The sequence below is a fragment of the Salmonella sp. A7 genome, from assembly GCF_020181675.1.
In the GTDB taxonomy this organism is placed as follows: Bacteria; Pseudomonadota; Gammaproteobacteria; order Enterobacterales; family Enterobacteriaceae; genus Salmonella; species Salmonella enterica.
The window spans coordinates 3,458,807-3,483,187 of record NZ_CP084001.1; the positions used below are offsets into that span (position 1 = coordinate 3,458,807).

Here is a 24,381-nt window from a genome sequence, read left to right on the forward strand (position 1 = left end):
CCTGAGACAAGCCAGAATTCAGCATGTACCATTGTCAAAAATAGCATTAAGCTGATATTTTTCTTTTTGCACGGCATCTTTGTTCTGTTGAGTTCCCTTCTCCTCAACAGACATATCCCATACGTTTTCATTATCTGACTCAATTAATGTGTAGAACGTATTATTATTACGCATCATATAACCGCGAAAATTATTTTCGATGCCCGTTGTCACAGGCTTAGTAGCCCCTGAGAATAACGAAAGGCATACCATGCAGAACGAATGCTTTCCGGACTGACGTCCTCATAGACATCTATACCATGCAAAACAAGTACACGAGAAAGAAAATGAGAAGATTGTTATGAAAGAAAAGTTTGTAACTACTTGATTGAGATGGTGCCGATAATAGGAGCAAAACCAAACATGTAAACACATGTATTTATTATTATTTATTTAAAATAAACATACAGGTACCCGTATTGGTACCCGTTTTAGTTTTACTTCCAGAAAGAGAACAAAACAGAAGGTAAAATGATATTAATTGGTAGCAGGAAATTTTCTGTACAGCGTCGACAGCCCCACGTCATAAATGATCGCCACACGCTGTCGCGGTATTCCCGCCCCAATCAGGCGCCCGGCCTGCGCCCATTGTTCCGGGGTGAGCTTTGGACGCCTGCCACCAATTCGCCCCTGCTCCCTTGCCGCTGCCAGCCCGGCGCGGGTTCTTTCCACAATTAATTCACGTTCCATTTCAGCGAGTGCGCCCATGATATGGAAAAAGAAACGTCCCATTGGTGTACTGGTATCGATGGAATCTGTCAGGCTGCGGAAATTAACGCTGCGTTCGCGCAATTCTTCTACCAGAACGACCAGATGACGCCTACTCCGCCCCAAGCTTCCATACGATAACAATCAAATTTAATTGGAACCATGACATCGAAAATTATGGTTTTATGTCCGTGATTCACATCTCACTTTTTTTAGTCAAAAGTTTGACAGTTCTTTTCAACTCTGTTTTATTGCCTACACGATAATTATCCACAACACCTCCATTTAAATGGTGAACTTTTTCATGCTTTTAATTTACTCATGGTGATAAGTAATGAAGCTGCAAACTGTTATTCACAGAAAGAATATACTTTTCTTTACTGTTGGCTTAGCATTGTTGACTATGATGGGCATTCTGGGAGTGGACACTTATTTGCCTTCAATTCCTGATATCGCAAAAGAATTTGAAAAAAATGTCTCAACCACGCAGTTGTCGATTATGGTTTATACCCTTTGCATAGGTTTTGGACAGCTAATTTTTGGCCCATTATCTGATTCTATTGGCCGGCGAAAAATTATGCTTGCAGGTACGGTTATTTATGGTGTGACAACATATTGCCTCACGCTCTCAACCGGGTTGAGTACGTTCCTGGCGATACGCGTCATACAGGGTCTTTCTATATCAATAACGCTGGTTACCGCAATCAGTGCAGTTCGTGATGTAACTCGCGGTTCAGTGGCCGCTACGCTGTACGCTATCATCATAACTATCGAAGGTGTCGTCCCCATTGTTTCGCCGCTGCTGGGAGGAGTAATTAATGATGTATGGGGATGGCGTGCAATTTTTCTAATGATCTTGGGGTATGCTATTATAACACTAATGTACGTTTATTTTAACTTTCCTGAAACACTCAGTCATGAGAGGCGGGTCACCTATTCACTGAAATCATCATTTAATACGTACAAAGAGATAAGTAAACAACCAAGATTTTATCTACCCTGCCTTTCTCTTGGACTGTCATTCTCACTAATTTATTGTTATGTCACAGCCGCCCCATTTATCTTGATGGTTGAATTTGGATACTCATCAACGCAATTTGGTGTTCTCTCATCGATTATCGGAGGATTCCTTCTGCTTGGAGCAGCATTATCAGGTAAACTGCTAAAGAAACAGTCTGCGCCACAAATTTTGAGTTTGTGGCTGACACTAATCGCTTCATTTATTGTATTGTGTATCCCACTACTAATATTTAGTCATCATGTCAATGTCTTTATATTCTTCTTCATTGTTTTGATGTTTGCCGGAGGGATGTTCGAATCACTCTATACCTACCTGACTATGTCCAGCCAGCGCACCAGCCTGGGAGCCACATCTGCGTTAATGGGAGCCGCCTCGCTGGTTATTCCTTCAGTCATCGGCGGAATTGGTAGCTTTTTAATTGAGCAAAGCATCAGCATATGGATGGTGTACTTACTTTTAATTATTCTGATAATGACCTACATGTTAAGAAAGTATCAAACATTTACAGCAGCCTGACAGCATAAAAAAGAGCAGGTTCCATCATATATGCCTGCTCACAATAAGATAAGTTAATTGATGGTATGCTGATCGCCATTGCTGCTATATGTTATATAGCAGCAATCTCTACTACATAGCTATATTTTTATAACTGAGATGGTTTCTCCGGCCAGTCAGGATTTAAGGTATCCACCCGGTTTACCAGCACCCTGTATTTTTTCCATTCGTCGAGCTGCGCTTTCTCATCATCTGTTGCGAGTCCAAGATCAACCGCATCCTGAAGCGGCGCGATTTTTTCAGATGCCATTTGCAGGAGCCTGCTTTTGGTCTCTTCCGCCTGACGAAGCTGCGCTGCTTTTTCAGCCGCTTCATCCTTCACCCACGCCTTACCATCCCATTTCTGGTATTCACCGTCTGGTGAAACTGATGTGACGTTTTCGGGCAACGGGCCGAGTTCGGAGATATAAACCTGATTACCAGTGGTTGTATCGTAAACCGTCTCGCCACGATGGTCTTCTTTCAGACTCCACGTCTGGGTTTCAGCGTCAAATACAGCAATATGACTGGCCGGATAAACCAGCCAGTAGTCGTTACTTGAATTATCCATATACCACAAAATTACTTGTTTACGCGGCAATTAATCCCTTTGGTTAATAAAAGTTATTTCGTTTACCAGCATATTTTACCCCATGGTAGTTCTGGGATTTCTATATCTGCCGGCCAGATTTTACACCACGGAAACGAAAGGCCAGGAAATCCTTTATTACCGCTTTCAGTGGCCATTGCAGATGAAGAAAATGCTATGGCCGATATAGCAAAAACCAGCGCTAACAATACACTGTTAAGTTTATTCATAAAATCACCCACATAATTGATAGCTATGCTTCATCCTTAACTTTTATCGCAATCCTTTTATCAGGATAAAGCAGAAAAGAAAGTTTTCCTTGAATATCTCTTGATTGTTAAGTATATATTTACTTTAAAAGTAAATAATAAGTACAATAAATTTTCTTTTCTAAAGAAAATTTACTTATATCTTAGTGACTTCGTACAGATACCTGAGCCGAATTAACACCTAAAAACTAGCAAGTCAGTAGTAGTCGTTACTGTGGTAATGCAGGCCACTGTATTTTATTAAAGGTGGCCTCGTCTGAAATTCCTGTTAAATCCAGTGATTTAAGTCCCTTGATATACGACATCCATTTAGTCAGGGTGGCCTTATCGTCGTCACTGATTTCACCCAGCGCCAGTTCCGTTCGCCAGTCGGCAATGATGCTGTTAGCTCCATCCAGTAGTTTCTGCCGGGTGGTTTCGGCCTTAGCCTGATAGTCAACGGGAACAGCCAGAACAGTGCCGTTCGAATATTTCCAGTCGCCATAGATATTAAATCCGGCTGGTAGTTTATTGACCTCAACAACCGAAAAACCTGCCGGATAAAGGCGCGATACATCTTCGGCTACAGAACGTATTATATTTTCGGAGTCAATGCACAGCTTATATTTTTTGGTGAATTTACTCAGTGATTCGTAAAAGTCCTGACCATCTTCACTACGAAAATACAGAAAGTTATTATCGTAGTCCTGGTCGTCAGGAATGTATCTGGTTACGTTTTTTAATTCCATTATATTCACCTAAATTATCCATTAATTGTACGCCAGCCATTACCCACCCACATTTGTAGCGGTCTATACGCAAATGTCACACCGTATGCTGTTGTTGGGTCATGTCTGGCCTGTGTTAAAAAGCAACCAGCAGGCGCTTCTGCTGGTCCATATTCATCTACTTTGCCAGGCCATACAGGAGCACCGCGCTGGATATTCTGGACATAACGATTATCTGATTCGCCTTTTGTATATACGTTTCCTGATGTTAAATAACGGGCGTCAAAATTGCTGTAATTAGCAGGGTAAATATTGCCGTTTACACTCAGTTCGATACCGCCGTCTTGTCGTCTCTGGCTGTAGAAATGCCAGCCCTGATCGTCACTCAGTTCAATGACCGTTGGGCGGTCTGTGCCATTTCCCCACAGACTGAAACCGGCGTTCATCGCGGAGTTGTTACCACTCGATAACGTCAGTGTTTTTCCGTTGCCGGCACGTAAGATACCATTAGTGAGAACATCAACTGACATGTGCAGCCCGGAGTTGTCGATATAACCGACCAGGGCATTATTGGCATAAAGGCCTAAAACGCCGTCACTGTGCCACTTAATCCCGGTATCGTTATCACCGAGCACAATAGAATTACCGCCCAGCGCATTATCAGTACCAATACCTAACGAACCGTTAAGCCGTCCTCCGGTAATCGGCAATGCACCCACATCACCGGCTGAAGGTTTATTTGAGGTGTTGTAGTCAATAACCCACGGGCGGCTGGTATTCGGTACCGTTCCCCAGTCCTGGCGCTTTGCGTTCGCGCCCATATGCGCGTAATAGTGCTGAAACCAGACTTCCCCGATTTTCTCAACAAACATATATCCGTAGCTGTACAGCTTTCTGCCATCCGGCCAGGTCGGAAAATCAGCGACCGTATCAGAATTCGACACCGCCACCCGCCACCATCCAGGTATATTAGCTGATGCCATCGTGCCGTTATCGGTAATTTCTCCAACAGCATCGGCGGAAATAGCCTTCACATCTGACGCCCACAGGTTGATATCACCGGACAGCGGTTTGTTGTTAACCCTGCGCGTCGCCGGAACGGCATTTTTTGCCAGATTTATCGTTTCTCCTAAACCGAGGTATGTGAGAATATCCGCAACGCTGGTTTTTCCGATGATGTCGCGCCCAACAGAAGTAAGATCAGTCTGTCCGGCGGTATCATTCCCCGTGAAATACGGGAGTTTATCTGCACCGGTAGCCAGACCAGCGAGCGCCGTCAGCGTGGCATCAAGAGTCTGAAAATCCTTACCGAACGCAGCGGACATTTTGGCGATAAAGCCGCTCAGGTCACCATCATCGAGTACATCCTGCCCGCTCTTGCTGGCTGTGTACTGTGCCAGTGCTGCAGCGATGAAGCTCGCCTGACGCAGCGCTTTATTTACCTGTGCACTTGATGCCTTGCCCGCAGTAAAACCAGACAGGAGCGCCGGCAGCGCCTCCCAGTCAGGCTGCGATGTAACATTAGCCCCCTTGCCCGTCGCAAACGGTTTAAAATCATTTTTAGCCATCAGAGTAATGTCCCCCATGAACCGGCATCAAACCCGCTGATATATTCGTTATCCATATCAAACCCAAAAAACCTGTTTCCTTCAGAAGGCGTTTCCACCGAAGGAATTTCAATACTTCCGCCCCATACACCAGCGGCCTTTACCGTCAGATACCCTTGTCGTATCGCAGCAATAAGTTCGAGAGAGACCGATGAAATATCTGTTTCAGGAAAAACCCAGATACCTATGGTCATATCCTGGTTATCGACGATCTGCATCTTCAGACCGGACCCGTCCAGTGCAGCGTCAAGAATGGGAGGCAGAGAGTCGTTTCTTCCGTCCCAGTTGTTAATTGCTATCTTTGTTTTTAGAACGATGCGATAGGTTTCATCGCTCAGCGAGGTATAACCCGAATCCGGATCATATGGCCCCTGCCAGACGCCCTGGTCATATCCGAGTCCGTCAGTGTCCCAGCTGAAATAGACACCGCTTATTGGCTGGCTTACAACCCGGCTTAACCCTATCCACTGGCCGAGAATATCGAGTTGTATTCCTGTCGCATGATCAATATCAAAAGCGTTTATTAGCCCATTTATTGCGGCTGAGGTTTCAGATAACGGCCTGGTCACTAAATCGATGTGTTCAACGAATTTAGGTTTTGTCGCATGATAGTTAGTAATTAAGTCCGTATATTTGCTCATGCTGCCACCGTAATAATAATATTTTCCGGCTTACAGGAGGCAGATTCGTCGTAAGCAATATTAATATTCGCCGCAGCAACAGCTTCCGGAGATTTGCCGATCAGTAGCTCCTGAATATCGTAATAGCGTGCATTTCCACCACTGACGACCCCAAGGTTAGCAGGAGAATAAATCCGGCTCAGCAGTACCTGATCACCAATCATCAGTCTGTTAATGTAATCCGCAACAGCCTGCTGAATCTGCACACCTATCTGAGAGGTGTACCCGGCAAAAACTGTTAAGGTGATTTTTCCGTAAACAGGGACATCAGTTGGTCGCGAAAAACTGATTATGTGAGGATTGCCATATTTATCCGGTACGGTTACGGATGTTTTTCCACAGGTCCGGACCCCCTGCCCTTTATTTCCCCGGATGGTCCTGGCTATTTCGGTCACATCGCCACCATCAACAATGGCCGAGATGGAATGCGGAGGAAGCCCGTTACCGTCAGTCTTTCCTGTATCATTTTCATAGAGCTTGTGGCGCGTCACACCAGCAATATTAGCGATCGCCCCGTCCACACCTTCAAATGGTGTGATGGATGGTATCGCGACACTCTGCCCCTGCCTGATGCGCAGTTCTGCGTCCGTTTCTGCAGGTGCGCCAACGGTGGCCGCTGCCGGGTTGGTTACCGACGTCCAGCCACGGGTCGGTGTATTGATAGTGGTAATCGTCCCGGCAGGAGCTGCAACCGCTCCGCTTTTGGAACAGATTGCAGTTGCCGTCACGGTGCCATCAACACCAATCACCACTGAATCCGGAAGACGCCAGATCACGTTATTGGTGTCTTTCACGGTGCCGTTCGTAATGGTTGTTCCTGCGGTGCCAGTGAGCAGTAAATCCACGGTAGAGTTCGTTGCACCTTTGCGTGCGATACCGTTAATTTTTACGTTACTGGTCAGCGCTGCGCCGTAACCCGTAGCAGGTGAGAAGCAGTTATAGACGGAAATGGCTGTGTTATTGGCATCGTGAATAGCAAGCGCCACCAGCGCCACCATCTGGCCGTCTTTGCTGTCCGGCTCCAGATAAGCGTCACTACCATAAATCTGCTGGAAATAGCTCGTCAGGGTATCGAGTATCGTCTGGTAATCAGGCGCACTGATCCCCTCAGCGGTTACCGTTGCCGATAAGCCGAGTGTGTCCAAATTGAGGGCCATTTATGCCTCGCTGGTTACTGTCGTTGTTCCGTAGATAGTGTCGATTTCAGCGAAGAACTGGACGCGGCGCGTCGTCGTGTTCACTGTGGTATTGAAAGAGAGGATGGATTTCACGCCCCGCGTTTCGAGGATGCGCTTGCGGATCGCCAGATTGTAGGTTTCCGGCTTTTGCTTACCGAGCACAGACTGAATCCACGGTGTTCCCTCTGTCTTATCGAGGAACCACTGCCCGTACCACAATGCAAATCGTGTTTTTACCGCCTGCGCGACAGCTTCTGGCGAGTTAATCAGCCAGGTATCATCGCCACTACCAAAAGTGTAATCACCTTCGCCGTCTTCACGTCTGTACCGCATTAGTTAGGCGCTCCTGTATTACCACCACCAGTCTGTACCCCGCCGTGGGTATGCGTCATCAGGCTCTTACCGCCAGCCGTTACATCGTTTGTCACCGTGACAGGACCAAGCATCGTTGCGCTACCGCCGCCCTCACCCATCCCCTGCGACAGATTGCCGTTAATGGTTACGTCACCGTTTAGCGTAATGATGGGTGATGTGATCGTAGTTCCGCCTTCTGCAGTAGCCGTCAGCGCGCCGGGGGTTTTAACAGTAACGTTATGGCCTGCGGCCACTTCCACAAAAGCAGCCCCATCATCGGTACGCAATTGTGCGGCGCTGGTGCTGATTCCGCTTATTTTCTGCGCCTGCGACTGCGGCCCGACGATACAGAACGCATCCGATAAATCATGCACCCGATCGTCGACAGGCTCCTGTACCCCGCCGTTCTGCCACCAGAAATCGATGCAGCGATCGGCAAAAATCACCAGACACTCATCACCAGCTTTAACCGGGAACGTTAGCGTGCAGCCACCGCCGCGAGGAAATACCACGGGCACATCCACCAGCAGCGGGTAATTTTTGGTAATGCGGTTCCCGTCGTTATCAGTTTCAACCGAACGGACAGCAGGCTGCACAACCGCCGTCACCGCGTCAGGATCGAATGACTGAATAATGCCAGGTAACGCGACACGGATCTGGTTTTTAGTGGTTTCCCGCTCAGATTTGAATGTTTCGGCAAGGTCGCCGCTGCGAGTCTGGTCAGATACTGCCATTTGGTAGGGCTCCAGAAAGCAAAAAACCCGCCGGGTGGCGGGTTTGTAGATTAGGTTTTACTACCGTTCTTTCTTTGGAAAGATATTCGGATTGCGATGAAAGCTTTCTGTCATAACTTCCAGGTCCCCAAAAGGAACTCTCGCTATGATGTCTTGCTCATAGTTATTAAGGAAAACTTTTTCAGCCTCTTGGGGTTTCGGTTGATGCTCATTTTCGTCTTCTGGATAGGACATTTTCAAACCTTATTTATCAACATGCACGTTACGGAAATAATAAAAAAAACAAACGACATTGCCATCCATCGAAATAACTCATTAACAAATGCTGATTTTTCTTTATGGATTTTCTCGATACTATCAATAGCCCTACGATACATTATCAAGTGAAATCTAACTGTATCATCACGATCTCCCTTCAGAAGAAAGTCATGTTGTTCAGCTGTACGATACACTGGCATTTTAGGAATATTTCTAAGTTCCCAAGATTTCCATAGATAATAAAAACAAACCATTAAACATACAAAGCATGAACACAAACACAATAGAGACAATCTTGCTGATAGGCTAGTCTTTAACTGTTGCCCCAACTCAAAGGACCCAAAAACGGCTAATAATGCAGAAATCTCAACACCGAGCACAGCAAGAAGAAAATTAGCTTTATCCTCCAACCGTCTGTACGTTGCCTTAACTTCTTCATACCTCTCTTTTGAGTACGACAAAATTGTATCTATTTCAAGGCCAACTGCTTCATTCCGTTGATTACACATACTTTACTAATCATCAACCTTCTTGCACGGGAATGAACCGATAATTCTCGGCGCGTCCATGCTGTTCTGCAGCAGTTGGACGTTCAGGAAACGCGTTTCGGTACCAGGGCGATGGATATACTCAAAACCATAGTTGTTGCCATCTTTGGCAGGCATCAGACCCATATCAATTTTGATACCGTCCGCCCCCAAATTTGTAATCTTTTGAGAGGTGACGCGTTCGCCATTGATCATGTCCATTTCACCAACTCTTGCGACAATGGTGTATGGTCCGCAGTACGCCGTATAGCCGCTTGCCGAAGCTCCAAATGACATTAAAGCAGCAATACAAAAAGCTAATGCTTTCACGCTTACCCCCGATTGAGCGAATCCTGAGTTCTCACATCTTGAGCCCCACGCGCTTCGCACATCATATCCATGTACCACGCCTGGCCCCTTGTGTCACCAGTATACATAATGCCTTTCACAACATAAACGCCATCCGTTGCAATGCTGGCAGGCTGCGCCGTGGTGCCGCTTAGCGTGATATTACCGTCAGTGTTCTGGTCGGTGATACGGCCACCAGCCATAGCAATATCGTTATTCGACAATGCAGTACGGTACACCGAAGCCTGATCCAGTTGAATTAGCCCGTTAACCCGGATGTTCGGGTTAATCAGAGCGCGGACGTTAACGCCATTACCGATGGTCTGCTGAGGCATGCCGATCAGCCCGGTGGCGCTGTTGAGCACAATCGCGTCGTGCATGTATTCACCTTCGGGCAGCATATTAAGCTGACCATCCACGAACTGCCAGGTGGCGCCGCACTGAGCAGCAACGTTATCCATAAGATGCCGTGTCATGCCAAACAACACACGTCCCCGCGGGAAAACAGTCGGGGGGAATATCGGAGTGCGACCAACGGTCGCGCCTTTGGCTTCGAAGTCCTTCATCAACAGCCTGAACATATCTTCTGTCGTGTAACCCGCTGCCAGCGTCTGATTGGTAATGCTGGTGGCAAATGCCAGATCCGTATCGGCGGCCTGAATCAGGACGTAGGAGTCAATGGGACTGTCTTTTCCTGTGACCGAGTAGCGAATTTCCCCACTAAAAATCAGTCCGTAGTTGCGCCCGTCGCTCTGGCCCACCGTGTCGGCGTCGACTTCCCGCGCAATGCCGACATCACTGGCTGCCACCTCCGGCGCGATACCGTCGTAACCGGCAATCAGCCGCACTTTCGAAAACTCCTGGCCGGTGATGCGGTTCACCGTATCAGCTGACAGGTTGTAGATTTTGAACGTTCCCACCCGGGATGCGCTGCTGATGTTGAACCAGTCGATCGTAAAGGTCACTTTAAAGTCGCTGAGTTGAATACCCTGTCCGTTTTCGCCCACGAGCTGCAGCTCGAAATGCCTCATCCAGTTCTGTGACATGCTTACTCCGTTAATACCAGTAAATGACTGCGACCGCCCAGGTCGGTTTTCGTCGGATAATCCTGTGTACTGTCGTCACACATCACCACCAGCTTAAAACCCAGTCCCATGTATGCGTACTGTGCCAGCAGGTCGGCGCCAGTGACCAAAGGAATGCCGGAGATTACCGGCTCCCCCCTGTCGTTCTGCAGGTCCATGATCCAGTACAGGTCACGCCAGATGATGCGAATCCGCCACGTGATACCCGCCAGGATGATGCTGAACTGCTGGTTATCCGCGGTCAGCGGAATTTCCTGAATAGTCATTAACCCAGCCCCAGAAAAGCCGCACCACTCTGCAATAAAGAAGTGTTGGGCGGTTTAGTTGTTTTGGTTCCGGTATTGAGGACTGGCGACGTGCTGGCCCCGTCCTTCATGTCGGTTTTATCCGCGACGGTTACCTGCTGCGTCTGCGAGATGAGAACCTCCCTCAGGGTGAGGACGGCAGACAGGACGTTTTCGGTTGTCTTGTCTGTCGTCACTTCCAGCGCGCGGATCAGCATGTTGCTGTACAGCCGTTTGCCCGTAACCACATCGAAAGGAATACGGCTCGCCTGCAGGTCGAGTATTTCCTGATACGTCTGCCGGGGACTCAGGCCAAGTAAGCTGGTGGAAGTCAGATTACTGGCAAAATCCAGCAACGCTCCGCCACCAGCGAACCCGACCTCCATGACGACTTCAGACGGTTTTTTATAGGAATGATCGGCAACGGCAGCTCCGACTTCTACCGGATGCTCTGTTATCTCCAGCGTATCGGTATGTTTCTCAGAAACCACCACGCTGGGGACAATCATCCCGATTTTTCTGGTCTGCTGCTGAAAGAGAGTAGAGAGAAAGTCCATTAGCCCACCTTCGTTTGATTGCCGCGCATAACCTGGGCGTTTGCAGACTGCTGGCGACGTTCAACCTCTGAACCCACCTGACGCGGATCACCACCACCATAAATGTGGTAAGTGTTCTGCTGCTGAACCTGCGTACTCCGTCCTGGCATATTGCTCAGTACCCTGGGAATGTAGTTGCGGGTTTCCTGCGGCATAAGGGCCATCCCGTGTTTCTGTACATTCCCGATCCCCCAGTTATATGACGCCAGCGCCTTGCTCAGATCGCCCCCGTTAGCCTGTAGCAACTGTGAGAGATATTTTGCAGCTGCTCGTGCGGCCTTCTCAGGATCGAAAACATCATTCCCTCGCAGCCCCATGTCACGTGCCGTGCCGTCCATGAACTGAAACAGACCTTTGGCGCCAGCACCTGAAACAGCGAACTGATTTCCGCCTGATTCAGTGATGGCCACACTGCGCAGCAAACCTTCCGGAAGCCGGTAGAGCTGTTCCAGATTGGTAAGCATCGGCTGCATCCAGCCAAGCAATTCCGAGCCTGCTTTGGTTGGCTGTGGTCGTTTTACTGACTGTCCGTACTGGTATGGTTCATCATCGCCAAATTTGCTTTTTATCCACCGACCAACATTACGGGGATCAACACCAAATTTATCTTTAATCCAGTCGGCGGCACCGTTGGCACTGTCGGTCACCATCGGCATTGCTGACGGAGAATCGCTCCCCTGATTAAGAAGCTGTTTTCCGATGCTGGCAGCATCAGCCCAGCGGCCATCTTTAATGGCGTTAAGCAGGTCGGCGATCATGTTCAACATCTTGCTGAACTCGCCCATCTGATCGATGAAGTTGCTGAAATCCCACTTCAGGGACCATGCTTTCGGGTCGATATTGAGTAGCTTTGCCAGCGCTTTAGCCAGGTCGTTAACGGTCGCTTTCAGGTCACGAACCATCTTCAGCGCGGCGTCGACCTCCGGTTTCCACTTCTCCCAGTCAATCAGGCTGTCACCGCCTTCCTTCCAGGTCTGATAGTCCTCCCACAGGAGGGCAATCCCCGCCGCCAGCGCGGTAATAAGGCCAATCGGCGACATCCAGAACGTACTGTTCAGAATGCGCAGCGCAATAGTCAGCGCACCAAACAGCGAGATCAGCTCCCGCGTTTGCTTGTCGAGTGATTTCCACCAGGTAATAAGGTCTGACGTCCCCTCAATAAGCCGGAAGAAAAGCCGCCCGATGATGTCCCCGAGCGCCAGAATGCCTTTTATGGCTTTCGTCAGGGTCTGCTCGATGCGCGGGAAGTTATCCAGGATGTGGCGGCGCAGCGTGTCCAGCGAACCCGCCAGACCACCAGCAAGATTCGAGCCGATTTTGTCACGGGCCATGCCTGCCATCGCGCCGAACTCGCGCAGGGAGGTCATGAATTTGTTGGAGGAAACAGCGGCCTGTTGAGAGTCGTAACCGATGGCCTTCGCCATCGCGCTGTACTGCCCGGAGAATCCCCCCAAACCCCGACGCATCGCCATGAGGGTATTTTCGTCAATGCCCAGCATCTGCGCATACTGGTTAGCGCGGTAATACGGCATGCTGCTGAGCTTCTGGCCGACGCCCGTAAAAATAGCAGCCATGTCGCGCATGTTCCCGCTGGCGTCACGAGTCTGTACACCCAGGCGGTTAAGAAATCCCTCCGCGCCGGGGTTGTTACGTACAAATCGTGAGAGGCTTTCCAGCGAGCTCCGCGCCGCGTCCACGCTGCCACCCACCTGCGAAACTGCGTAGCCAATCGACTGAATCCCCAGAACCGTCGCGCCGGTGCGTTGAGATGCCCAGTAAAGGTTATCCAGACCGGAGGCAATTTTCGCCGTAAACGCAACAACGGACAGCGCCGCACCTTCCACCGCCAGCCCTGTTTTTATGGCATTTGCGGTGACGCCAGCAAGAACAGATTCAAATTTCTCGTATCCGGCTTCATCAATACCAAAGCCAAGGGAGACGAGAAAATCTTTAATAGTCTCAGCGTTCATTATCCTCTCTCCATTTCTCAATACGGCGCTGGTTGTCAGCCTTAACGGCCAGATGGTCATTCATCAGCGCGATATCGCACAGATCGACAGACCCATCCTTCAGCGCGTAATAAGGGATTAACCCGGCATCAACCGGGTCAAGGAGATAAGACAGCCCGTCAGGCAGGCTGTTGAGGGTTAGCCCTGAGGCTGGCCCGGCGTCGCGCTGGTAGGGCTCACGGGCAAAAAATTTCCCAGCGAATCGGCGACCACCCGCGCCACCAGCTGGAGCATGGTCAGCAGATCGATATCGTCAAACATCAACTGCCCGCTGCTAAATACTGGCGTCCATCCGTCCATATGCTTACGTGAAACCACAGACAGACACGGATGAATAATCGCGTTGGTGTCTTCTTCGGTCAGGGAAGACAGTTCCTCAGCGATACGCGGCAGCAGGGTTTCAAACACCGGTTTCAGTTGATCAAATTTCACGGTGTCGATTTTGCCATCCGCAGGCAGAAGGGAACGAATGCTCCCGAAATCTGACATCATGCCCGCCAGTACCGGCAGCAGCTTACGGGTCACTTTCAGCTGGTCAAAAACGCTGAGTTTTGCCACGCGGTAATCGTGGCCTTTGACTGAACATTCCATCTATTAAAACTCTCCGAGTACCTGGTCGATTTTGCCGCAGTCAAACACCCAGGGCATCGTATTACCGGCTTTAGCATTGGCGTTATCCGGCTGTTTCTGGAATGCCACGCTGCGCGCCGTGATGATGTCTCCGCTCACCTTATTTCGGATCACAATGACGTTGTTTCCCCAGGTGCCTGAGGACTGGCTCTGGGCGTTATACGCCAGCGACAGCTTTTTGTTTGTCGGCGAGGTCTTAAGCAGGTTGACGGTTACCGTGCCGCTCTTGTCTGCGTGAAGGCTGTTCATCACTTCGCCGTCAGCGCCGATTGTCATGGTGTTTTTAGGACCGGCCATAGCAACAGTGATCCCTTCCTCGGAGCTGGCGGAGCCGTAACCCAGATCAATTACACCAGTCGGACCAGAAATGGACGCTGTGACGTCCGTAAAAGAATAAGTAGCCATTCATTTTCCCCTTAGCGAACGACGTTGATCTGCACATCAGCGAAATGAACCGCCCCCGCCAGCTTACAGGCCACCTGAATAACCGGTGCCTTACGCGCTTCGCGGTCGGCCTGCGCCTGTTCGGAAATCGGCTGCGCGTAGACGTAATACCCTTTTGTCAGCGTGTCTCCGGAATCCAGCTGCCCAATCGGGCCACCGTTCCATACGCCAGCAGCCACCAGCCCGTTCGTCACGGACTGATCCATAGACTGCTCAACATTGGACAGAAGACGCGTCACACCCGCATCGGTCTGCGGTACTTTGGTTGTACTGGTGTACAGCAGGTTATACAGGTTGGTCTGTACGTAGTTCTGCAACCAGTCGAGCCCGTGGCGTTCGTCGAAGAAATCTCCGCTGGACATGACGCCCTGCTGCAGGATTGCCGTATCGTTCTGGTAGTACACAAACACGTTGCACTTCTTGGCATCCAGCGCCGCCGCCTGATCAGTCGTCAGGGTTTCGTAAGTGATCCCCGGCTCCTGTTTGAATTTCAAAGTAATGGTGGTGTTGCTGCCGTTGAAATTGACCGTAAACGCGCGGCCAAACGCGGACAGCGCAGCGTACTTGCTGCTGGAAGAATACTGTACGAACGTGCGCCCGTATTTTGCCGCCTTCAGCTTGTAGGCCAGATCCCCGGTTGAAGTGGCGTCAACGGTGGCGGGATCGCTGGTGGTAATTGCCAGAATGCGGCTGACGCCCGAAGCTTCTACGGCTGCAGCAACCTTCAGCCAGTCGTCATCTGCAATATCCTCTTTGTCTGCAATACCGAGACCATACCAGTTGGTGTAGCCCATTACGGCGTTAACCGCATCCATCAGCTTTTCAGCAGCACCCGCCTCACCCGTTGCCAGTGTCTTAGCCCAGCGACCTACATAGACTTCTTTAGGGCGTGGTGATTGCGAGAAATAGACTGTTGCTGCTTCATATTCGGGGCTGTCCACGCCGAAATCAGATCCGATGTCCTCCTTTGAGGAGTAGAGGCGAAGACGCTCTTTCACCGGAATTACCGTGGATGTCCCGAGAATAAGCAGTGAACCAAAATTTCGACCAGTAGCCGCGCGCGGCCCAATGATCACGTCGACATTAACGACGTTTGATACAGGTAATCCCTGCGGCATAATTTAGTCTCCGAAGAATGAAACTGGTGCATCCACCAGCGATTTAATGCCGTACTCGCGCATCACCTTGCGACGAAGGCGCACAGTAATGTCGTAACGGCGAACCCACTGCTGGTTGATAAGTTCAGGGAAAGGGGTCAGACCGGTATAGTCCCCCATTGACAGGCCAAGCGCGTTCAGTTCGGCGTTGTTTTGCGGGACAGATATGCCATCGCGAAAACGTGACGCAAACGTCATGCCCGCCGGGCCATAAAATGACGCCATGCACTCAAAAGTTTCATGTCGCCAGAACTGAGCGCCCTCTTCAGTCTGGTTAGTGAATGCGGGACTGTTATCTATGGGCCATCCGGTAACGCCGAACGCGCACCAGTTCGTTTCAACTGGCAGCAGTGGCGGCTGCTCTTTCTGCCATCGGGGGCGAACCATTCCAGTCGGCAAACCGGAAACGTTGCGTACCCACTGGCTTAACAGCCTGTCGAGTGCCTCGTCATAATCCGGATCGCCGCTGACAGGTGTAAGCCATCCCGGCTCCGTACTGGAATTATTGCTCAACGGGAAATCCTCCATCGAACGGCAGCAGCTCGCAATGCGCCTGTACAAAGCCGGCACCATATGCGGTGTACGGGTCAACAAAAGTCACCCGGTAATCCCGGTTCTGATACGTTACGATATCGGCATCACGGCCAGTCTGCCCCTGCGTGAGTCGCTCAGTCGTCACGATAAGAATCGCCCCGCTGATAACCTGCCCGGACTGCATGCGGCGGTTTTCCAGTGAACGGTCAACGGTAACAACCCCGGCAAACTGCGTTTTAACTTCGCTGTCGCTGCCAATCCCGTCTTCGTCCACTGTCTGTACCCGACGCGTTACCCAAAGGTTGAAGTCGCAAAAATCCGGGTCGAAAAGAACATCAGTTACATCAAGAGTCGGCATCTTTATCCCTCACAACATAGGTGATTGCCCTGCGGTACTGCCCGGTATCGATTAAAGGTTTCGCCAGATCTGTGCCTGGTGCCTCACCGGCAGAACGCCGGGCTAGCTCCGCACTTGCCCCTTTACGTCCCCTACGTGCTCGCGCTTTTACAGTGCTGTCAGCAAGCGGTGTAAAGCCGGTAGTGGTCATGTACCCTCTGACGCCATTAGCTGCCAACGACCCCGCCTGATTGAGGGCTCTTTCTGCCCCCGATGCGTCCCCTTCAAGCGCGGCTTGCGCCGCAGCTTTAAGCTGTGGCATCGTCTGGTCTTCAACTGATTTAACGCCGGGTACAAGATGCGGACGTGGTGGGATATTTTGCGCTGGTGAGCCGTATTCGTTGATATACCCAATCCCGGCATTACCGAACGAAACATCATCCCGATCGCTGTCTTCCGCCGGGATGCCGACCAGAACATCTTTTTTGGTCAACGATTTGAGCGCATCGAGAATGGACTGAGCATTATCGGCACGAATGGTTACACCGCTTTTCATAGCTGACGTCCCCCGGCGCCGAACATCGTGATCAACTGGTAAAATTCCGCGCCGTAGCGAGTGTTATTCCAGAAACCCGCGTCAGGGTTTAGTGTCGCGCTGGTGTCATAGCTGACGCTTACCTTGTCAACGGACTTGGAGGACTGAACACCATTGGTTGAACCGCCAGGGCCGCCAACAAGCGTTGCCCGGCTATCTGCCGCCCATAACGTCATATAGTGAGCCACGAACAACTCGGCAAAGTACGGAAACAACGCTTTGCCGGTGACGTTTTCGCTCAGCAGTACATCGGCCATATTCAGACGAAACTGGATTTGTGCTTCGGGATATCTGGCAGGGTCAGCAAACTGCGGGAAGTCGCGGCGAAAATCACTTACTGTTGGCAGGCTTTGATTCTTTGGCATCTTTCGCCCCATTACCGCCAGTCCGGGCGGAAGTAATCTGTGCCTGAAGGCTGTCGTTCTGTTCCTGTAGCTTGAGCAGATCGTCTTTCAGATCGGCAATCAGTTTATCTTTGTCGGCAATCTGCGCTTGCAGGCTGTCGATAATGGGTTGCTGGTCATCAGTTTCATTCGATCCGCTTTCGGAAAACTCAGCGTGCGCCCGGGTAAACCAGTGCGACGCGACCTCTTCTGGTACGTTATGCCGTCCCCGGCCAAACTCCTGTTTTGAGTGATCGCCGAGAGTCAGCGTAAACGGGGTGTGAACATGGATGGTAACCAGCTTTTCTTTCGCCATTTTCAGTTTCCTTCTGGCCCCTTTCGGGGCCGTTCTGGTTATCAGATACCGTCCACGTAGGACAGGGTTTCTTTGTACACTGGCTCAACCGCACCGAGCTTGCCGTAGTAGGTCGCAATCTGGTACAGACCACGATACTGAACAGGAACGCTTTGCAGCGGAACCAGTGGATAGCGGACGTATTTCTTATCGTTGGTGTAGGCGACCATACGGTCTTTACCGCCAACCCCGCGCCCTTTCAGCCATTTGACCGCTTTGATTTCCAGCGGAACGCCGTTCTGGTGGAAAGCGATAGTGTTCACAGCCAGATAGGTCAGCAGTGACTGGTTACCCGCTTCGGAAACCTTACGGCTCGCCAGCAGTGAATACTGCTCTGGCGGAATCCGCAGATCAGAAGGCACGACGGAGTAACCGGATGCTGCCCAGGCATTCGACAGAATGCTGTTCACGCTGTCGAGGATCTCATCGTTGGTGGAGTTAGCCCAGGTATTCGTCGCGTTGTTCAGCGTCACACCAACGAGATTCGTCAGACCTTTCAAACCAAGCGCTTCGTCTCCGACGTAAACCTGTTCGTCGTTATCCATCTGCCATTTAAGCTGCATCCCGTCGTACTTCTGGGTGTCGATCGGGCGGCCTACCTGCTGTGCCGCAGCCAGCTCAACAACAGTCCAGCCCAGCTCCATCCCCCAAAGGTTCAGCGGATTGCCGTCTTTACTGATATCAACATTAACGCCAGCAATGGCAGTTGAATCTTTGCCTACCCAGTTTTTACCATTCGGATTAGCGCCAGAACCCGCCACGCCAAAACTGGTATTCGTCCAGCTGGAAATGTCATCTGCGATAGAGACGTCTTCGCGCAACTGGATATCACGTGTCCAGGTATAACCCACCAGTGGGAGATTCAGCCCCTGGTCGAGTCGCTCCAGCTCCCCGATGAGAAAGGCACCGGAGCTATCAACGGTTGCCTGATCAAAAGTAATCATTCGTCTGTTCCTTAAATCTTCCAGGAGATTTCTGCGTTGCCGTTAGCGTCACCGGCCCCCGTAAAAAAAGCATCAGGTAACGCGGCTGTTTTGCCTGTCACCTCTGCCGCCGTGATCCCGCCAAGCGGAACCGGGATAGAAGCATCGGCTGATACCACGATGTACACCACGCCCCCTTTTTTAACGGACGAAGCATCAGCACCCACGTTTACCGTCATGTACCCACGCTTCATGGCGTCGCCCGGGAAATTCTTATCAGTACCCACCTGGCGAACCATGTCTGGCTGCGATGTGGTCGGATACGGACGAACGTAGATACCCTTCACCTTGTCGACGGTGTCACCCTCCGCCAGCGGCACGAAAAAGCCGTCAGCGTCGTATTTGCCAGCCAGACCATACGCTGCGAAGGCGTTATCGGATTTAAGGATCACCGGTTCGACGGTTAAGTCCTGCGGGCGAGAGATAGCCCCGGCAATGCCAACAGGCATCCGGTACAGATATGCAGTCATTGGATTATCCTTTGCGGTTAGACCAGAAGTCGGCGTTTTGTTTGTTCAGGGAAGCGATGCTGGTCATGCCCATATTTGGACGTTGTGCATCGCCCGTGGTGCTGCGGGTGTTTCGCCCTTTGGCAATCTCAGACACGGCGTTAAATGCCATATCGACCGATTGCTTAGGCAATTTGCGGATATCAGCATCACCGACAACCTGGCGAACCAGTGTTTTATCAGCGGCGGCCAGCACATCACGTTTGAACGCGGTCGGTTTCACCTTACGGCTCAGATCGATACCCGGGACGATAACTTCGGCACGATAGGCAGAGTCACCGGTAATCGTAGTTTCCTCCTCGTCGTCCTCGCCGTCTCCGGTCGGATCTTTTTTATCTTTATCGTCAGGCTTATCGTCGTTATCGCCCGTCGCATTTCCTTCCAGCTTAGCCAGCAGGGCTTTGAGCAAGGTTATGATATCGTCCTCGCCGTCGCCGGTTGGCTCTCCGCCCATTTCCGGCTTTTTGTCCGGCAATGGTTGTTGCGGCGAAAGGTTAATGTTGAGGTTAACGCCGCTCGGCAGCTCCCCTTCATCACCCGTTACCGCCGCTGGCGCAGAGTCCAGCAGTTCGTTCATGGTGTCCGAGTCACCCGTTTTGATGGCCGTGCGCATGCGGGTCCACCAGCTTTTCTTTTGATTTGCCATTGTGTCTCTGTCTCCAATTGCACAACGATTTCCGGCTCTGCCTTTGGGGACAAGAGCCACATGGTTACCTGTAATTTCTACCTGCTCGGCCTTACCCGGTTCGGTCTGGTCATATTCGGCGTCATAGCCGCAAGAAACTTGCCGTAGACCGTCTTCAACCAACTGGATGGCGTACTCATCTTTGATGATGATGTCGGCGATCATCAGGTCAGCCTGGTCACCCGTTCCGCGCCGTACGTTTTGCAGATGCCCCACCGCCAGCTCTTTCCAGTTAGCGGGGTTAATTAGCTGAACATTACCGTTCTCGTCCTCCGGGTGGAGAACGGTGATACTCATGCCCTCAAAGGACGCCAGCGTCGCGGGGTCAAAGACATGCTCTGGCGAGCGACTGACAACAATTTCGCCAAAGGCATCAGGAATAAGGTTGGGCAGGTCGGCTGCGCCGTAGAGTTGCTTGCCTGTTCGCGCTATGGGCACGTCTTTGCAAAGCAATGAGCCATCCGCCAGGCGGTATCGGGTTTCCCCCAGCCGGGTATTGAAAAAATATTTCATGTTTTACCTGCGATTCAGGCGAGATAAGAATGAGGATTGGGGAAGACGATTTCTTTATAACAGCGGCAGTTCGGGAGCTCGCCAGCGTGACCGGTCATGCCGTCAAGCGTTGGGGGTCGTCCCCATTCGACAAACTTCCCTTCCATCTCCCGATGAGAATGCCGGACGTCGCCATCTTCGGCTGTACGCCAGATATAACCATTCGAGCCGATTGACAGCGCTCGCGCCTGATCGAGCGCGCCTGTTGCACGTCCAAGCTCGGTACGGGCGATAAGGTCAGCTCTGGACTTTGCTATATCACCCGATGCTGCAATTTCTTTAGCAAAATGCGCCGCTCTCCCACCGGTCACAACAGCTTCAATCGCCCGATACTGGATGTCGTATACCCTGTCAGCAGCCTCGAGGGGTAGCGATTTAATGTACTTAACCTGCTCCGCGATGATGGACTGCATCACCCGGCCAATCGGGACGTTCTCCACCAGATTACGCAACTCGCGGCTGATGTCTTTGCTGTGCTGCCGCCAGACTTTATCGTTCTGCCGTGCGAGGTCAGCGGTAAATGTCTCCGCAACTTTGGTCGCCCAGGGCGTTATGATTTCGCTATAACGTTCCAGGGCGTCCATAATTTCGATGACGCTATCGTTTGAACCATCGTAGCGGCCATTTACGATGTCGCCGACCGTCCGCGCTATCTTGCGTAGGCTGGTTCGATATCGGATCTCCGCCTGCCAGCTCTGGCTTCGGGTTTTCAAGTTCGCCGATACCTGGAGGCGCTTCGTCTTCGGCATTCTCGATATCCTCGTCGGTTATGGATGCACCGATGCCAGTAACATCGGAGTTTTCACGCAGGTCGGTCATAGCGGCTTTGGTTGTCATCAGACCTGCATCCAGCGCATTGACAATCGCCGTGGTGGTATTCACAGCCACCGTTGAGCGGTCCACATCTGACATCTGCCATAGCGGGTTAAACTCAAACGTGAAATCGTCCGGCAGCGGCTTACCGAGCTCCGAGCGATGCATAATGTCCAGCACCCGGCGTACTGGCAGGCGTAAGCGACGTTCCTGCAATGAACTGACCCGGTCATAATAGTTGGCAAGGTCTGCGTCACCCGTTGAGAAACCTTTAGGGGACTGCCCGAACAGGCGCACCAGTGGAATGCCAACAGCACCGCTAATCTGCTCGGCGAATTGCGAAAGAATGTCATCCAGACCGCTGAAACTGTACTGGTGGGTTTCGAAGGTATCCTTGGCATCCATTAGCGTCATGCCTTCATTGCTCTGAAACTGGCGGATCAGATCAATGTTTTTCAGCAACGCCTCGAATGCCGGGCCGCCCAGTGCAATAAGCTCACGGAGTTTTTCCACTTTGTAGGTCCGCAGATGCGCTTTGTAGACCAGCTGCGCCGCACCGACAGTGGCGCTGTCAAACGCAGTAAGCCGATCCCAGATACGCTCTACAACCGACATTCCCCATTCGTTCTCGGTCATCTTCTGCTGGAATGGCAGCGTCACCCCATCGAAGCGAATCAGGCGACTGTGGTGAATACGCCAGGCGGGGATGCCCGTTGCGGTGGTCACCACATCATAAAGCTCAGGCTTGCCGAGATTCGGCCCCATTTCTTTAATGCGACGGGTCAGTACCGGGTTAATCATCCAGCGGTCAAGCGGAAGAATCCCCTTAAACTTGCCTTCACCAATGGTTTCGAGCCGTAGCGGGGTCATGGGCGCCTGACCTTCTATCATGATGAAGCCCACCGCGCCGCCGTAGAGACGAGACCATTTCAGTACGTCGTTCAGCGCATCCCAGATTTGCAACTGATCCAGTTGCGCTTCGAGAGTGCCACGGTCTTTTGCGTCAATCTCAGAAGTGATGCGAATGCCTTTGCGGGTCATGTCGTCGGGGATAGCATCTACCGCTTCACCGATGAGCCAGGATGAGCGATAGGACCATTCCACCAGCATACGGTTGCGGCTGGTGAAGTTCGCCCGGTAGGTCGATGCGGAGTGCTGGTTAGGCGTCTGCATCCCCACGCGGGCGACAAAGTTCTCGTAGCCGTCGGCCGTGGCCTGCACCGTTCGTCGCGAGACTTGTTTGTTTCGTGCCATCAGGCCTGTCTCCCTAGCAGCTCCCAGATGTTGAGGGCTGAATTCATTGGCGCGTAGCTGATCATCACCGAGTCGGCGAGGTTCGGCGACCTGGTGCCGTCAGGCTGTTTATCCACAACGATTTTCCCCACGCCGTTAATGGAGTAGGTTGGCTGCGAAAGCTCGATGATGAGTTTGTCTTTGCTCTCCATCGTGCTGCTGATGGAGATAATTTCGTCCGGGTTGTAGGCCATACCCTCAACAACGGCGCGGTAGGTGTTCCGGAAGAGCTTGCGTAAGTACCACCAGCTCTGCGCCTTGGCGTTGGCGAAGAAATCCTTGTTCAGGCGTGCGGCCTGCCCATTGTCGCCCCGTACGGCTTCGTCATCAGGATCGAATACCGCGCCGCTACCACGAAACGGTGTGGCAAGTATTGGCGGCCTGCGGGCGGCTTTGCGTAACTCGTTAATGGCACGCGCATCGCCGCGAACGCCAGCCCCCAGACCGTCCTCGTCGAAGCGAAACTCTTCGAGATTATCCTGTTCACAAAAGCCGAAGACCCTCTCAACAGACTGGTAAATGTCGCTGCCCACGCCGGACCATTCCCGCACATTCTCCAGAAGGAAACCGTGACGGGTTGAAAAGGCGTTTTTGTCCCGACCTTCGTCGGCGACGTCCATCGCCCCCAGTCGTTTGCCAGTTGGCTGGATGCCCAGCCTGATATGTGCATCAACAGCAGCCTGTACCCAGTCTGAGGGGATCAGGACACCTTCCGCTGATGCGCTGTAGTTCAGGTCAAGCTCCTGCGCCACTACCACCGGATTGTCGATTTTCTCGCATTCCCTGCGATACCACTCATCATCCTTACGGGGGTCGCTGCGCCAGTGGAATGTGAATACCGGTATCTTCCCGCCGTGACGCTTCTGCGCGAACGGGTTCGCCATACCGTTGACCGAACTCAGGTCAATACGGCAACGGGTGGTTTGCGATAACGCCGCATCAATCAGTAGCGGACGTTGCAGAAATGCAGCCTCATCCACCAGATAGAGTGTGGTTCGGTCACCACGACCAATATTGTCACCAGCTTCGCCCTTGATGACCGCGCCTGTCTCAGGAAATTCAACACGCATGTACGGTGCATGCTTCTTCTCACTCCACGATCCACGAAACTCGGCGGGCAGCGTCTCTACAAACTTGCGCGCCTTCCAGAACAGCGCCTTAGGGTCACCAGTACTGTCGACATATTCCTCTTTACGGGAACCGAAGCCGATGACCATCTCTTTGTTAAACAGGCAAAGCGAACAGGCCATCCCGATCGCCGTCCAGCTCAGCCCCATTTCACGGGATTTTTCGGTGATACCGTTCTCCCGCTTGCCCCAGCGTTCCATAATCCAGTGAATCCACTCTTCCTGTTTCGGAAACAGCAGAAAAGGAATGGTGACCGGCAGGCCATAATCGATATTACGCGGGTCCGTCGTCATACCCCAGTCGATGATGAACTGTGCCGGGTTAGTACGGTAAATCTGCTTTAGCGCTGGCAGCATTTCGGGGTTCTGGCGAATACGCAGCAAACGCTCCATTCGCCATTCAAAAACCATCTGGTAATCAGGATTTTTGAAGTCAAAGGGGAACGGTAAAGGCATA

Annotated in this window: 29 protein-coding genes and 3 pseudogenes; 1 reads left to right on the top strand and 31 read right to left on the bottom strand. The window is 51.4% G+C overall.

Features of this window, described 5'->3' with window-relative positions:
* Window positions 1-18: 18 nt before the first annotated feature.
* Both LCS67_RS16950 and LCS67_RS16955 read right to left on the bottom strand, forming a co-directional pair.
* Window positions 19-240 (bottom strand): annotated as a pseudogene (locus LCS67_RS16950) (hypothetical protein); the annotation flags it as partial.
* Window positions 241-516: 276 nt separating this feature from the next.
* A pseudogene (locus LCS67_RS16955) lies at window positions 517-873 on the bottom strand (recombinase family protein); the annotation flags it as partial.
* A 208-nt stretch (window positions 874-1,081) separates the two neighbouring features.
* Between LCS67_RS16955 and LCS67_RS16960 the strand changes: the two are divergent.
* On the top strand, window positions 1,082-2,284 hold the full coding sequence (locus tag LCS67_RS16960; protein ID WP_000776343.1) for a multidrug effflux MFS transporter: 1,203 nt from the start codon (window positions 1,082-1,084) through the stop codon (window positions 2,282-2,284).
* Between the two features lie 127 nt (window positions 2,285-2,411).
* Here LCS67_RS16960 and LCS67_RS16965 read toward each other — a convergent pair.
* The 29 genes and pseudogenes from LCS67_RS16965 to LCS67_RS17105 form a co-directional block, all read right to left on the bottom strand.
* Window positions 2,412-2,837 (bottom strand): annotated as a pseudogene (locus LCS67_RS16965) (tail fiber assembly protein); the annotation flags it as partial.
* 98 nt (window positions 2,838-2,935) lie between these two features.
* Complete coding sequence (locus LCS67_RS16970) at window positions 2,936-3,121, bottom strand: PagK family vesicle-borne virulence factor (RefSeq protein ID WP_071786695.1); 186 nt, start codon at window positions 3,119-3,121, stop codon at window positions 2,936-2,938.
* A 248-nt stretch (window positions 3,122-3,369) separates the two neighbouring features.
* Complete coding sequence (locus LCS67_RS16975) at window positions 3,370-3,888, bottom strand: tail fiber assembly protein (RefSeq protein WP_000421108.1); 519 nt, start codon at window positions 3,886-3,888, stop codon at window positions 3,370-3,372.
* A gap of 14 nt (window positions 3,889-3,902) precedes the next feature.
* Window positions 3,903-5,435: a phage tail protein gene (locus LCS67_RS16980; RefSeq protein WP_100521828.1), complete on the bottom strand. Its 1,533-nt coding sequence runs from the start codon at window positions 5,433-5,435 to the stop codon at window positions 3,903-3,905.
* Window positions 5,435-6,115, bottom strand: a complete 681-nt coding sequence (locus LCS67_RS16985; RefSeq protein ID WP_023223254.1) for a DUF2612 domain-containing protein — start codon at window positions 6,113-6,115, stop codon at window positions 5,435-5,437. Before LCS67_RS16985 ends, LCS67_RS16980 begins: the two co-directional genes overlap by 1 nt.
* Window positions 6,112-7,311, bottom strand: coding sequence for a baseplate J/gp47 family protein (locus LCS67_RS16990; protein ID WP_100521829.1), 1,200 nt, complete (start codon window positions 7,309-7,311; stop codon window positions 6,112-6,114). Before LCS67_RS16990 ends, LCS67_RS16985 begins: the two co-directional genes overlap by 4 nt.
* Window positions 7,312-7,665 carry a hypothetical protein gene (locus LCS67_RS16995; RefSeq protein WP_001270643.1) on the bottom strand — a complete coding sequence of 118 codons (354 nt, stop codon included), beginning with the start codon at window positions 7,663-7,665 and terminating at the stop codon, window positions 7,312-7,314.
* A complete protein-coding gene (locus LCS67_RS17000) occupies window positions 7,665-8,420 on the bottom strand; it encodes a Gp138 family membrane-puncturing spike protein (protein ID WP_058108200.1) in 756 nt (251 codons plus the stop codon). The genes LCS67_RS16995 and LCS67_RS17000 overlap by 1 nt, the downstream gene beginning before the upstream one ends.
* 60 nt (window positions 8,421-8,480) lie before the next feature.
* The gene (locus LCS67_RS17005) at window positions 8,481-8,654 is read right to left on the bottom strand and encodes a hypothetical protein (RefSeq protein WP_164972474.1); all 174 of its coding nucleotides are present in this window, start codon (window positions 8,652-8,654) and stop codon (window positions 8,481-8,483) included.
* Window positions 8,655-9,193: 539 nt separating this feature from the next.
* On the bottom strand, window positions 9,194-9,535 hold the full coding sequence (locus LCS67_RS17010) for a hypothetical protein (protein WP_225090898.1): 342 nt from the start codon (window positions 9,533-9,535) through the stop codon (window positions 9,194-9,196).
* Window positions 9,536-9,537: 2 nt separating this feature from the next.
* A complete protein-coding gene (locus LCS67_RS17015) occupies window positions 9,538-10,599 on the bottom strand; it encodes a hypothetical protein (protein ID WP_100521831.1) in 1,062 nt (353 codons plus the stop codon).
* 2 nt (window positions 10,600-10,601) lie between these two features.
* Window positions 10,602-10,904, bottom strand: coding sequence for a phage baseplate plug protein (locus tag LCS67_RS17020; protein WP_000155111.1), 303 nt, complete (start codon window positions 10,902-10,904; stop codon window positions 10,602-10,604).
* On the bottom strand, window positions 10,904-11,479 hold the full coding sequence (locus tag LCS67_RS17025; RefSeq protein WP_100521832.1) for a phage baseplate protein: 576 nt from the start codon (window positions 11,477-11,479) through the stop codon (window positions 10,904-10,906). The genes LCS67_RS17020 and LCS67_RS17025 overlap by 1 nt, the downstream gene beginning before the upstream one ends.
* Window positions 11,479-13,488 (bottom strand): transglycosylase SLT domain-containing protein, encoded by a 2,010-nt coding sequence (locus LCS67_RS17030; protein ID WP_100521833.1) that lies wholly within the window; start codon window positions 13,486-13,488, stop codon window positions 11,479-11,481. Before LCS67_RS17030 ends, LCS67_RS17025 begins: the two co-directional genes overlap by 1 nt.
* The gene (locus LCS67_RS17035) at window positions 13,478-13,642 is read right to left on the bottom strand and encodes a DUF6889 family protein (protein WP_023229521.1); all 165 of its coding nucleotides are present in this window, start codon (window positions 13,640-13,642) and stop codon (window positions 13,478-13,480) included. Before LCS67_RS17035 ends, LCS67_RS17030 begins: the two co-directional genes overlap by 11 nt.
* 23 nt (window positions 13,643-13,665) lie before the next feature.
* Window positions 13,666-14,118 (bottom strand): phage tail assembly chaperone, encoded by a 453-nt coding sequence (locus tag LCS67_RS17040; RefSeq protein WP_000389050.1) that lies wholly within the window; start codon window positions 14,116-14,118, stop codon window positions 13,666-13,668.
* A gap of 3 nt (window positions 14,119-14,121) precedes the next feature.
* Window positions 14,122-14,562: a phage structural protein gene (locus LCS67_RS17045; protein WP_000257262.1), complete on the bottom strand. Its 441-nt coding sequence runs from the start codon at window positions 14,560-14,562 to the stop codon at window positions 14,122-14,124.
* A gap of 11 nt (window positions 14,563-14,573) precedes the next feature.
* Window positions 14,574-15,719 (bottom strand): DUF3383 domain-containing protein, encoded by a 1,146-nt coding sequence (locus LCS67_RS17050; RefSeq protein WP_070808804.1) that lies wholly within the window; start codon window positions 15,717-15,719, stop codon window positions 14,574-14,576.
* A 3-nt stretch (window positions 15,720-15,722) separates the two neighbouring features.
* Window positions 15,723-16,286 carry a hypothetical protein gene (locus tag LCS67_RS17055; RefSeq protein ID WP_129328868.1) on the bottom strand — a complete coding sequence of 188 codons (564 nt, stop codon included), beginning with the start codon at window positions 16,284-16,286 and terminating at the stop codon, window positions 15,723-15,725.
* The gene (locus LCS67_RS17060) at window positions 16,261-16,650 is read right to left on the bottom strand and encodes a hypothetical protein (RefSeq protein ID WP_001142488.1); all 390 of its coding nucleotides are present in this window, start codon (window positions 16,648-16,650) and stop codon (window positions 16,261-16,263) included. The genes LCS67_RS17055 and LCS67_RS17060 overlap by 26 nt, the downstream gene beginning before the upstream one ends.
* Window positions 16,637-17,185 (bottom strand): hypothetical protein, encoded by a 549-nt coding sequence (locus LCS67_RS17065; protein WP_100521835.1) that lies wholly within the window; start codon window positions 17,183-17,185, stop codon window positions 16,637-16,639. Before LCS67_RS17065 ends, LCS67_RS17060 begins: the two co-directional genes overlap by 14 nt.
* Window positions 17,182-17,589 carry a DUF4054 domain-containing protein gene (locus tag LCS67_RS17070; RefSeq protein WP_100521836.1) on the bottom strand — a complete coding sequence of 136 codons (408 nt, stop codon included), beginning with the start codon at window positions 17,587-17,589 and terminating at the stop codon, window positions 17,182-17,184. Before LCS67_RS17070 ends, LCS67_RS17065 begins: the two co-directional genes overlap by 4 nt.
* Window positions 17,555-17,923 (bottom strand): STY1053 family phage-associated protein, encoded by a 369-nt coding sequence (locus tag LCS67_RS17075; RefSeq protein WP_100521837.1) that lies wholly within the window; start codon window positions 17,921-17,923, stop codon window positions 17,555-17,557. The genes LCS67_RS17070 and LCS67_RS17075 overlap by 35 nt, the downstream gene beginning before the upstream one ends.
* A 41-nt stretch (window positions 17,924-17,964) precedes the next feature.
* On the bottom strand, window positions 17,965-18,906 hold the full coding sequence (locus LCS67_RS17080; RefSeq protein WP_100521838.1) for a DUF2184 domain-containing protein: 942 nt from the start codon (window positions 18,904-18,906) through the stop codon (window positions 17,965-17,967).
* Window positions 18,907-18,917: 11 nt separating this feature from the next.
* Window positions 18,918-19,415 carry a hypothetical protein gene (locus LCS67_RS17085; protein ID WP_000128058.1) on the bottom strand — a complete coding sequence of 166 codons (498 nt, stop codon included), beginning with the start codon at window positions 19,413-19,415 and terminating at the stop codon, window positions 18,918-18,920.
* Between the two features lie 4 nt (window positions 19,416-19,419).
* Window positions 19,420-20,652 (bottom strand): DUF2213 domain-containing protein, encoded by a 1,233-nt coding sequence (locus LCS67_RS17090; RefSeq protein ID WP_100521839.1) that lies wholly within the window; start codon window positions 20,650-20,652, stop codon window positions 19,420-19,422.
* Between the two features lie 14 nt (window positions 20,653-20,666).
* Complete coding sequence (locus LCS67_RS17095; protein WP_225090899.1) at window positions 20,667-21,275, bottom strand: phage minor head protein; 609 nt, start codon at window positions 21,273-21,275, stop codon at window positions 20,667-20,669.
* Window positions 21,276-21,288: 13 nt separating this feature from the next.
* Complete coding sequence (locus LCS67_RS17100; protein WP_100521840.1) at window positions 21,289-22,758, bottom strand: DUF1073 domain-containing protein; 1,470 nt, start codon at window positions 22,756-22,758, stop codon at window positions 21,289-21,291.
* A complete protein-coding gene (locus LCS67_RS17105; RefSeq protein ID WP_100521841.1) occupies window positions 22,758-24,380 on the bottom strand; it encodes a TerL protein in 1,623 nt (540 codons plus the stop codon). Before LCS67_RS17105 ends, LCS67_RS17100 begins: the two co-directional genes overlap by 1 nt.
* Between the last annotated feature and the right edge of the window lies 1 nt (window position 24,381).